This is a genomic window from Haemophilus parainfluenzae, assembly GCF_014931395.1.
GTDB lineage: Bacteria > Pseudomonadota > Gammaproteobacteria > Enterobacterales > Pasteurellaceae > Haemophilus_D.
In genome coordinates, this window is the sequence record NZ_CP063120.1 from 1,339,206 (window position 1) to 1,350,707 (window position 11,502).

Annotated in this window: 5 protein-coding genes, 2 tRNA genes and 3 rRNA genes; 9 read left to right on the top strand and 1 reads right to left on the bottom strand. The window is 42.3% G+C overall.

The annotated features are described in order from the left end of the window. The first annotated feature begins 120 nt into the window (after positions 1-120). Positions 121-1,035 (top strand): bifunctional biotin--[acetyl-CoA-carboxylase] ligase/biotin operon repressor BirA, encoded by a 915-nt coding sequence (gene birA, locus INP94_RS06650; protein ID WP_420026404.1) that lies wholly within the window; start codon positions 121-123, stop codon positions 1,033-1,035. A 43-nt stretch (positions 1,036-1,078) separates the two neighbouring features. Here birA and INP94_RS06655 read toward each other — a convergent pair whose 3' ends face one another. Then, the gene (locus INP94_RS06655; protein ID WP_197543082.1) at positions 1,079-1,900 is read right to left on the bottom strand and encodes a DUF5718 family protein; all 822 of its coding nucleotides are present in this window, start codon (positions 1,898-1,900) and stop codon (positions 1,079-1,081) included. Between the two features lie 374 nt (positions 1,901-2,274). On the opposite strand from INP94_RS06655, the gene INP94_RS06660 reads away from it, so the two are divergent. The 8 genes from INP94_RS06660 (at position 2,275) to INP94_RS06695 (ending at position 11,390) form a co-directional block, all read left to right on the top strand. Then, positions 2,275-3,814: ribosomal RNA gene (locus tag INP94_RS06660) — 16S ribosomal RNA — on the top strand. A gap of 81 nt (positions 3,815-3,895) precedes the next feature. Then, a tRNA-Ile gene (locus tag INP94_RS06665) sits at positions 3,896-3,972 on the top strand. A gap of 53 nt (positions 3,973-4,025) precedes the next feature. Beyond that, positions 4,026-4,101, top strand: a tRNA-Ala gene (locus INP94_RS06670). 245 nt (positions 4,102-4,346) lie between these two features. Then, positions 4,347-7,244, top strand: a 23S ribosomal RNA gene (locus INP94_RS06675). A 142-nt stretch (positions 7,245-7,386) separates the two neighbouring features. Next, positions 7,387-7,502, top strand: a 5S ribosomal RNA gene (gene rrf, locus INP94_RS06680). The 16S, 23S and 5S rRNA genes sit together here with 2 tRNA genes alongside, the layout of an rRNA operon. Positions 7,503-7,605: 103 nt before the next feature. Further along, positions 7,606-9,372: an ATP-binding protein gene (locus INP94_RS06685; RefSeq protein ID WP_197543083.1), complete on the top strand. Its 1,767-nt coding sequence runs from the start codon at positions 7,606-7,608 to the stop codon at positions 9,370-9,372. 3 nt (positions 9,373-9,375) lie between these two features. Further along, complete coding sequence (locus INP94_RS06690) at positions 9,376-11,220, top strand: tRNA(Met) cytidine acetyltransferase TmcA (RefSeq protein WP_197543084.1); 1,845 nt, start codon at positions 9,376-9,378, stop codon at positions 11,218-11,220. After that, positions 11,217-11,390 carry a DUF5363 domain-containing protein gene (locus tag INP94_RS06695; protein WP_005696361.1) on the top strand — a complete coding sequence of 58 codons (174 nt, stop codon included), beginning with the start codon at positions 11,217-11,219 and terminating at the stop codon, positions 11,388-11,390. Before INP94_RS06690 ends, INP94_RS06695 begins: the two co-directional genes overlap by 4 nt. The last annotated feature ends 112 nt before the right edge of the window (positions 11,391-11,502 follow it).

The window sequence follows — 11,502 nt, forward strand, 5'->3', positions numbered from 1 at the left end:
TGTTAAAAATTGTTTCAAAAAATATTGCGGCGGAATTATACAGATTTTTCATGTGGTTGAAAATGAATTTTTTCGCTTTTATGGTAAGATTTGCCAAGGTTTTTATGAGAAGGAATGAATATGCCACCGTTATTGGATTGTTTGTCTGATTGCCAACCTAAAGTGCGGTCAGATTTGATGTCGTTTTTAAATATTACGTCAAATGAATTGGCGCAAGAAATGGCATTATTGAGAGAAGTGGGATTAAATATTCAAGAAGAAAATGATGTCTGTCAACTTGTGCCAGAAATGCCTTTGTTAAATCCGCAAACAATTTCAACCGCACTTTCACCTTATTCCGTGCATTATCATCGAACCATTTCTTCAACAAATGAATTTATATCAAGACAAATTGAGCAATTAAAAAAAGGTGATTTGTGTTTGGCTGAATATCAAACAGCTGGACGGGGACGTCGTGGTCGCCAATGGCTTTCACCGTTTGCAGGCCAGCTAATTTTCAGTTTTTATTGGACTATCGATCCTAAAAAAGCATTGGATGGATTAAGTTTAGTAATTGGTTTAGCTATTGCAGAAGCGTTAAATGCGAAAGTGAAATGGCCAAATGATATTTTGCTTTCAGGGCGAAAACTCGGTGGAATCTTGGTAGAGATTATCAATCACAAGAATGGGTTGCTTAATTTAGTGGCTGGTATTGGGATCAATGTAAAATTGCCACAATCAAGCGAAATTAGTCAGCCGTATGCACAATTAACCGAACAGGATCCTGATATAGATCGTGAAAAGATCCTTATTAAAGTGATTCAACGTATTTATTCTCGATTAGCTCAATTTGAAGAAAAGGGCATTGATGAGGAATTCATGCAACAATGGATAAACTATAATGAATTTTTTGGTGATGAAGTGAACGTCTTTACTGAGCAAGGCGCGATTTCAGGTATAGAGCAGGGGATTGATAAACGTGGTTATTTAAAAGTCATAACCGATGAAGGAGAGCGGTATTTTAATGCCGGAGAAGTTTCTTTAAGAAGGAAGTAAACAAAAAGTGCGGTCAAAATTAACCGCACTTTTTAGATGTATGCTAAACCACTTTCTGAATAAGCGCTGAAATGTCATCTGCAAATTTTTCATCTCTTGTCATTTGCTCAATTTCCTCTGCTGAATATTTTTCACCGTTATACACGACAACAATACTGAGATCATTGGGTTGCAAGAAATGTGTTTCACCGAATTCAGTATAACGGGTGGCGCCAATACTAATAATCGCTTGTTTCGGATAGTTTGCTTGCTCTAATAAAGAAGCAATATGATTCATTGGTCCCTCATCGGGTTGATTATTCATTCTATCCAAGATCCAATCTAATAATTGTTGGTGGAAATAGCTATAACCAATCACTGGGCTGTCAATGCCGTAAGTATTGAGTTCCCCATTTCGTTTATGGAAGCAAGCGATACGATATTGATCAATTTCACTTCCTTTAATAAAGGAAGAAAGTGGAATCAGTTTGGGTGAAATACCTTTACTTGCCGCGCCCCAGTTCTTCTTTTCACAGATTTTTTTCGCATTAGGGCGACGAATAGAGCAATCATTATAGGCTGCAAAATAGCGAGGAATAATTTTCTCAACTTGCTTTCCTTTATAGATAAGATCACAAATAAGTGCAATTTCAGGTTCAATTTGAAGATTATCCGCACCTTGTGGAAAGTTAATTTCATTGTAACTTAAAGGAAAGGTAGAAAGAAAACCAGCGTTTTCACTTGGCACATAAAACGGGAAAATTGCTTTCGGTTGAATGGCATTTTCTGTTTTAACTTGAGTGAAATCAGCCGATTCACCGGCTTGTTCTAAATGTCCCGCAAAATTACCTGCTACACCGAAACCAATCATTTGCTCAAAATTCATAACTACCTCATTAAAATGCTTACTCTTTGGAGGTAATTTACCTTGAATATTGAACAAAGACAATTCACTTTGATGATTAAATCATCAGACAAGAAAAAAATTGAATTTTTTTGTAAAAAAGCACTTGCAAAGAATTCTGAAAGTTCTATAATACGCCCCACACAACGACGCGCTGTTGTGACTCTTAAGAAAAACCAGTGCGTCGTTCTTTTTTGCTCTTTAACAATATATCAGACAATCTGTGTGGGCACTTGTTGATTGACTTGTTTTAAAAATATTTTTAATTTTGAAGTCTTAATAGGTGCTAACTAGAAATTCATAATACTTTTTTAAGTAGTGACATTTTATGTCAGCAGTATTGAGCGATTGAACTTGAATTGAAGAGTTTGATCATGGCTCAGATTGAACGCTGGCGGCAGGCTTAACACATGCAAGTCGAACGGTAACATAAAGAAGCTTGCTTCTTTGATGACGAGTGGCGGACGGGTGAGTAATGCTTGGGAATCTAGCTTATGGAGGGGGATAACTACGGGAAACTGTAGCTAATACCGCGTAGAATCGAGAGATGAAAGTGTGGGACCTTCGGGCCACATGCCATAGGATGAGCCCAAGTGGGATTAGGTAGTTGGTGAGGTAAAGGCTCACCAAGCCGACGATCTCTAGCTGGTCTGAGAGGATGACCAGCCACACTGGGACTGAGACACGGCCCAGACTCCTACGGGAGGCAGCAGTGGGGAATATTGCGCAATGGGGGCAACCCTGACGCAGCCATGCCGCGTGAATGAAGAAGGCCTTCGGGTTGTAAAGTTCTTTCGGTAGCGAGGAAGGCATTTAGTTTAATAGACTAGGTGATTGACGTTAACTACAGAAGAAGCACCGGCTAACTCCGTGCCAGCAGCCGCGGTAATACGGAGGGTGCGAGCGTTAATCGGAATAACTGGGCGTAAAGGGCACGCAGGCGGTGACTTAAGTGAGGTGTGAAAGCCCCGGGCTTAACCTGGGAATTGCATTTCATACTGGGTCGCTAGAGTACTTTAGGGAGGGGTAGAATTCCACGTGTAGCGGTGAAATGCGTAGAGATGTGGAGGAATACCGAAGGCGAAGGCAGCCCCTTGGGAATGTACTGACGCTCATGTGCGAAAGCGTGGGGAGCAAACAGGATTAGATACCCTGGTAGTCCACGCTGTAAACGATGTCGATTTGGGGGTTGAGCTTTGAGCTTGGCGCCCGTAGCTAACGTGATAAATCGACCGCCTGGGGAGTACGGCCGCAAGGTTAAAACTCAAATGAATTGACGGGGGCCCGCACAAGCGGTGGAGCATGTGGTTTAATTCGATGCAACGCGAAGAACCTTACCTACTCTTGACATCCAGAGAACTTTCCAGAGATGGATTGGTGCCTTCGGGAACTCTGAGACAGGTGCTGCATGGCTGTCGTCAGCTCGTGTTGTGAAATGTTGGGTTAAGTCCCGCAACGAGCGCAACCCTTATCCTTTGTTGCCAGCGATTTGGTCGGGAACTCAAAGGAGACTGCCGGTGATAAACCGGAGGAAGGTGGGGATGACGTCAAGTCATCATGGCCCTTACGAGTAGGGCTACACACGTGCTACAATGGCGTATACAGAGGGAAGCGATAGTGCGAGCTGGAGCGAATCTCACAAAGTACGTCTAAGTCCGGATTGGAGTCTGCAACTCGACTCCATGAAGTCGGAATCGCTAGTAATCGCAAATCAGAATGTTGCGGTGAATACGTTCCCGGGCCTTGTACACACCGCCCGTCACACCATGGGAGTGGGTTGTACCAGAAGTAGATAGCTTAACCTTCGGGGGGGCGTTTACCACGGTATGATTCATGACTGGGGTGAAGTCGTAACAAGGTAACCGTAGGGGAACCTGCGGTTGGATCACCTCCTTACCAAAACGAGAGACAATAAGTGTCCACACAGATTGATTGATATATTGTAGACAATATCGAGCAGAAAGCCGTTATTCCCTTGGGTCTGTAGCTCAGGTGGTTAGAGCGCACCCCTGATAAGGGTGAGGTCGGTGGTTCAAGTCCACTCAGACCCACCACTCAAACTGAGTGAGTGATGAAGGTGAATAAGGTGGTAAATAAACGATGACATGGGGATATAGCTCAGCTGGGAGAGCGCCTGCCTTGCACGCAGGAGGTCAGCGGTTCGATCCCGCTTATCTCCACCACTTATCATCGTTAAGTAAATTGAGTGATTTAATGCTTAAAGTGCTTCAATGAGTTTATTTAACGATGATAACTGAAAATGTTATTTCTGTTCTTTAACAACCAGGAAACAAGCTGAAAAACTGAAGAGACTTTCAAGTCCTTTTAAGGGATAAGAAAAAGTCTGAGTAAGAAGAAAATCTTGATTGAACAAAAGCAATCAAGTGTTTAGTTGAAAACACAACATCAAGAATTTTTGAGGTTGTATAGTTAAGTGACTAAGCGTACAAGGTGGATGCCTTGGCAATCAGAGGCGAGGAAGGACGTGCTAATCTGCGAAAAGCTTGGATGAGTCGATAAGAGGCGTTTAATCCAAGATGTCCGAATGGGGAAACCCAGTAGATGAAGAATCTACTATCACTTACTGAATTCATAGGTAAGTGAGGCAAACCGGGAGAACTGAAACATCTAAGTACCCCGAGGAAAAGAAATCAACCGAGATTTCGTTAGTAGCGGCGAGCGAACGCGAAGGAGCCTGTTAGTGATAATGACAGAGACAGAGGAACAAGCTGGGAAGCTTGGCGATACAGGGTGATAGCCCCGTACTCGAAGTCCAGGTCATGGTACTAAGCTAACGACAAGTAGGGCGGGACACGTGATATCCTGTTTGAAGATGGGGGGACCATCCTCCAAGGCTAAATACTCCTGATTGACCGATAGTGAACCAGTACTGTGAAGGAAAGGCGAAAAGAACCCCGGTGAGGGGAGTGAAATAGAACCTGAAACCTTGTACGTACAAGCAGTGGGAGCCCTTTAAGGGTGACTGCGTACCTTTTGTATAATGGGTCAGCGACTTATATTTTGTAGCGAGGTTAACCGAATAGGGGAGCCGAAGGGAAACCGAGTCTTAACTGGGCGTCTAGTTGCAAGGTATAGACCCGAAACCCGGTGATCTAGCCATGGGCAGGTTGAAGGTTGGGTAACACTAACTGGAGGACCGAACCGACTAATGTTGAAAAATTAGCGGATGACTTGTGGCTGGGGGTGAAAGGCCAATCAAACCGGGAGATAGCTGGTTCTCCCCGAAATCTATTTAGGTAGAGCCTTGAGCGGACACCTTCGGGGGTAGAGCACTGTTTCGGCTAGGGGTCCATCCCGGATTACCAACCCGATGCAAACTACGAATACCGAAGAGTGATACTCAGGAGACACACGGCGGGTGCTAACGTCCGTCGTGGAGAGGGAAACAACCCAGACCGCCAGCTAAGGTCCCAAAGTCTATATTAAGTGGGAAACGAAGTGGGAAGGCTTAGACAGCTAGGATGTTGGCTTAGAAGCAGCCATCATTTAAAGAAAGCGTAATAGCTCACTAGTCGAGTCGGCCTGCGCGGAAGATGTAACGGGGCTCAAATATAGCACCGAAGCTGCGGCATCAGACGTAAGTCTGTTGGGTAGGGGAGCGTTCTGTAAGCGGATGAAGGTGAATCGAGAGGTTTGCTGGACGTATCAGAAGTGCGAATGCTGACATAAGTAACGATAAAACGGGTGAAAAACCCGTTCGCCGGAAGACCAAGGGTTCCTGTCCAACGTTAATCGGGGCAGGGTGAGTCGGCCCCTAAGGCGAGGCTGAAAAGCGTAGTCGATGGGAAACGGGTTAATATTCCCGTACTTGGATAAACTGCGATGTGGGGACGGAGCAGGTTAGGTTATCGCACTGTTGGATATGTGCGTTTAAGTTGGTAGGTGAGAAGTTTAGGCAAATCCGGACTTCTTTAACACTGAGAGATGATGACGAGGCTCTACGGAGCTGAAGTAACCGATACCACACTTCCAGGAAAAGCCACTAAGCTTCAGGTTTATCTAAACCGTACTGAAAACCGACACAGGTGGTCAGGTAGAGAATACTCAGGCGCTTGAGAGAACTCGGGTGAAGGAACTAGGCAAAATAGCACCGTAACTTCGGGAGAAGGTGCGCCGGCGTAGATTGTAGTCCCTCGCGGGCGAAGGTTGAACCGGTCGAAGATACCAGCTGGCTGCAACTGTTTATTAAAAACACAGCACTCTGCAAACACGAAAGTGGACGTATAGGGTGTGATGCCTGCCCGGTGCTGGAAGGTTAATTGATGGTGTAATCGAAAGAGAAGCTCCTGATCGAAGCCCCAGTAAACGGCGGCCGTAACTATAACGGTCCTAAGGTAGCGAAATTCCTTGTCGGGTAAGTTCCGACCTGCACGAATGGCATAATGATGGCCAGGCTGTCTCCACCCGAGACTCAGTGAAATTGAAATCGCCGTGAAGATGCGGTGTACCCGCGGCTAGACGGAAAGACCCCGTGAACCTTTACTATAGCTTGACACTGAACATTGAATTTTGATGTGTAGGATAGGTGGGAGACTATGAAGATGATACGCCAGTATTGTTGGAGTCGACCTTGAAATACCACCCTTTAACGTTTGATGTTCTAACGAAGATTACGAAACGTGGTCTCGGACAGTGTCTGGTGGGTAGTTTGACTGGGGCGGTCTCCTCCCAAAGAGTAACGGAGGAGCACGAAGGTTTGCTAATGACGGTCGGACATCGTCAGGTTAGTGCAATGGTATAAGCAAGCTTAACTGCGAGACAGACAAGTCGAGCAGGTACGAAAGTAGGTCATAGTGATCCGGTGGTTCTGAATGGAAGGGCCATCGCTCAACGGATAAAAGGTACTCCGGGGATAACAGGCTGATACCGCCCAAGAGTTCATATCGACGGCGGTGTTTGGCACCTCGATGTCGGCTCATCACATCCTGGGGCTGAAGTAGGTCCCAAGGGTATGGCTGTTCGCCATTTAAAGTGGTACGCGAGCTGGGTTTAGAACGTCGTGAGACAGTTCGGTCCCTATCTGCCGTGGGCGTTGGAGAATTGATTGGGGCTGCTCCTAGTACGAGAGGACCGGAGTGGACGCACCACTGGTGTTCCGGTTGTGTCGCCAGACGCATTGCCGGGTAGCTAAGTGCGGAAGAGATAAGTGCTGAAAGCATCTAAGCACGAAACTTGCCAAGAGATGAGTTCTCCCTGTCATTAAGACAGTAAGGGTTGTTTAAGACTAAGACGTAGATAGGTCTGGTGTGTAAGCGGTGCGAGCCGTTGAGCTAACAGATACTAATTGCCCGAGAGGCTTAACTATACAACGCTCAAGGGTTTTGGGTGTTGGGTAAGACGAAGAAACTCAGAGAAGAAAGAGAAAGTTTTGAAGTGAATCAGCTTGTTTGGTTGTGAGCACTAGAGATAGTGAGAGCAGAATAGAGAAAAGTTATTAAAGGAATAATCCTGGCGGCGATAGAGCGGTGGTCCCACCTGACCCCATACCGAACTCAGAAGTGAAACGCCGATGCGCCGATGGTAGTGTGGGGTTTCCCCATGTGAGAGTAGGACACCGCCAGGTATTGAATAGAGAACCCCGAGCTGAATGGCTTGGGGTTTTTGTTTATGGATTTTTGTAAAAAATTATATAGAATGATCTCAATTTTTATTTCTCAATATAAACAATGAAAAACTTTAGATATTTTGCACAACGTTATGTTGATTGGGTTATTCGATTAGGTCGGGTCCGTTTCTCTCTACTTGGTATCGTGATTCTTGCGATTTTAGCTATCTGTATACAAATCTTATTAAGCACGCTTCTTAGTGATGGTATTCACTGGAGTGACATTGTTCGCTCGATCACGTTTGGTTTATTTACCGCTCCTTTTGTTATTTATTTTTTTACGCTACTAGTTGAACGATTAGAACGTTCCCGTTTAGAGCTCTCTAAAACGCTTGCGCGATTAGAAAAAAATAGTCGAGATAAAAGTACCTTGCTTGCAACGATTAGCCATGAATTACGCACGCCTTTAAATGGGATCATTGGGCTTAGTCGAATTTTATTGGATGATAAATTAACGGCACAACAACAAAATTATCTTAATACGATTAACCTAAGTGCGGTCAGTTTAGGCCATATTTTTAGTGATATTATTGATTTAGACAAGATCGACTCCAAACGCATTGAATTAAATATTCAGCCTTGCGATTTCCATTCACTACTTAATGATTTCTATAATTTTGGTACCTTGATGGCAGAACAAAAGGGGCTAAAATTCTCTTTAAAGCTGGATGATAATTTACCTAATTGGCTTTATCTCGATCGTGCTCGCCTTAGCCAAATTCTTTGGAATTTAATTAGTAATGCCGTCAAATTCACTGACAAAGGTGAAGTCATTCTAAGGGTGCAGAAAATGCAAGATAATCAGTATCAATTTAGCGTTACTGATACGGGGGCAGGTATTGCACCTTGCGAATTAGATAAGATTTTTACCATGTACTATCAGGTTAAAGATAATATTCATCGTTCTGCAGGAAGTGGTATCGGTCTTGCGATTTCTAAGAATTTAGCTCAATTAATGCAAGGGGATTTAACGGTTGAGAGTGAACTGGAAAAAGGTTCAACCTTTTACTTAACGATCATTGCAGAAAAAGCTCAGGCTCATGATGGTAATGCTGAAAAAGCCATGCAGCATCTTTCTATTTTATTAGTAGAAGACGTTGAATTGAATGTTGTTGTGGCCAAAAGTATTCTTGAAAAGCAAGGGCATTATGTTGATGTAGCGATGAATGGTGAACAGGCTATCCAATTATTTGAGAAAAATACTTATGATATTGTTTTTCTTGATATTAAGTTACCAGATATGTCAGGCTTTGATATTGCATACTATTTACGTAAAAACTATGAAGAAGGGATTTATGATTTTCTTCCACCTTTAATTGCTTTTACGGCAAACGTTATGCACAGCGAAGAGGAATATCAAAATCAGGGTATGGATGGCGTGTTGCGTAAGCCTCTTTCTCTAACGGAATTACGTCAGTGTTTTAAAACATTCTTAGGAGATGATATCGAGACTACCTCTGATGAAGAAGAGCTCCCTCAAGTTCAAGAAGGTATTAATATTTCACTTATTGAGTTAATTGGAAAATCACAAGCTAAAGCTAATGTGGAGTTATTCAAACAGTGGATGCCAATTTATTTGGATGAATTGGAAACGGCATATAAAGATTATCTAGCAAACGCAGACATGCAACAAATGGTGTCAGATGTGGCACATAAAATAAAAGGTGCGGCTGCATCAGTGGGGCTTGTTAATATCCAAAATATCGCCAAATTGGCTCAAGATACGTCATTACCTAATTGGGCATCTGATATTGCTTTATGGATAGAGCAACTCAGCACTGGATGGCCTCAAAATGTAGCTGAATTAGAAGTGTATTTAGAAAAATAATTCATGACACGACATTTTCAAATTTTAGTCAGTGAAAATATGCCGTCTAATTTGCCGGCAAATACCTTGATCATTAATGAATTTTCTAAAATTCAAAATCTTCTTGGGCAAGAGTTTGAGACGATCTTGTTTGATGCACGTAAAGGTATCCATTTAGAGGCGCTCGCCATTGCGGCTGGTACATTGAAAATGAATGGTGCCTTAATTGTCTTGCTATCAAATTGGGAGAAACTTCATTCCCAATTAGATGAAGATAGTCTTCGTTGGTCAGGTTCGCTTGAGACAATTGCAACGCCAAGATTTATGACATATTTTAAGCATTGTATTCATAAATATGGTTTTCCCGTTCTTTATCATCAAAATGATTTAAAATTTGATCGCACTTTTCAGCAGTCATTTGTAAATCATAATGCGACCTTAGATCAGCAGAAAATCATTGACCAAATCTTACAAAAAGAATCTGAACTCTACTTTCTTACCGCTAAACGAGGAAGAGGGAAATCAGCCCTTGCAGGCTTATTAGCGAATCAACTCGATAAAAAAATTTATCTCACGGCACCAAATAAAAGTGCGGTTAAAATTTTGGCTGAATTTTCACAAAAAGAGATTATCTTTATTGCGCCAGATGAGCTTTTCCTAGCTTTGCAACGTAATCCTTCTTTTTCTGAAAATGCTTGGCTTTTTGTGGATGAAGCAGCAATGTTGCCGATTGCTCAACTTACTGCTTTTTCCCACCATTTTAAGCATATTTTATTTACGACAACTATCCATAGTTATGAGGGAACGGGACGAGGCTTTACGCTTAAATTTAAGCAAAAAATGAACCGCACTTTTTTAAACTTTGAGCTTATTGAACCGATACGCTGGGCTAAAGATGATGCTTTAGAGGCGTTTATTGATGAGCTTTTATTATTGAATGTTGAAGATGAATTTAAGCAAACACCATACAGTAAAAGTGAAACATGCCAAATTACTAAACGCTCACAACAAGAAATATTATCTTCTTTGTCTCAATTTTATGGTTTGATGACATTAGCTCATTATCGAACATCCCCATTAGATCTTCGACGGTTATTTGATGCTAATGCACAGTGTTTTTTTACTGCTGAAAGCGAACAAAATTTACTGGGCGCAGCGTGGGCATTAGAAGAAGGTGGAATTGAGGATTCATCGCTTATAGAAGCTATTCAGCTGGGTATAAGACGCCCGAAAGGCAATCTCGTGCCGCAAGCACTTTGTTTTCATACTCAGCTACAAAAGGCTTGTGAATTACATGCTTTACGTATTTCGAGAATTGCGGTCCAGCCTATGTGGCAACGGCATGGTATTGGTACAAAGCTTATTGAATACATCAAGCAAAATGCTAATGTAGATTATTTGTCAGTGAGTTTTGGGTATACGAAAGAACTGGCTCAATTTTGGCTGAAATGTGGTTTTTCTCTTGTTCATTTGGGCGACCATTTAGAGGCGAGCAGTGGTTGTTACTCTGCGATTGCGCTAAAAGGACTTTCTCCACAAGGGATTGAATTAGAAAAAAGAGCAAAGCAATCTTTTCAACGGAATATACCGTTATCTTTCCATCCACTTGCTCAGGTATTTAATACCACATCAGTAGATTGGGAATTGCTTGATGAAGATTGGTTAAGCCTAAAAAACTTCGCTTATTTTCACCGCTCTTTAGCTTCCGCTTTGCCGGCAATTCGTCGATTTTTAATGAATTTAGATGAAAAAGATTGTCCTTTAATGCGAGATTATTTCATCAAAAAACAGATACCCTATAGTAAGAAAAATGGGTTAAAATCATTACGTTCTGAAATTGCACAAAAATTAAAAAAGGAGGCAAGATGAGCGAACAAGAAAAAAAAGGTTGGTTTCGCAAAGCCGTAGATGAATATAATAAATTTTGCAAAGAGCTTGGTTTAGATAAAGGAGCTTGTCGAGGTTGTATGCCACGTATCGAATTCGATGATGATGGGCATGTAAAAAAAGAGAAACCACTTGAACCACTCAAAAAATAAGAGAAAACAGGGTTAAGATAACCCTGTTTTTTTATACAGATAATTATTGAAAACTAGATTGAATTTGCTAAACTAATCAACTATTCACGCAAAAATGAGATAAAAATTGACC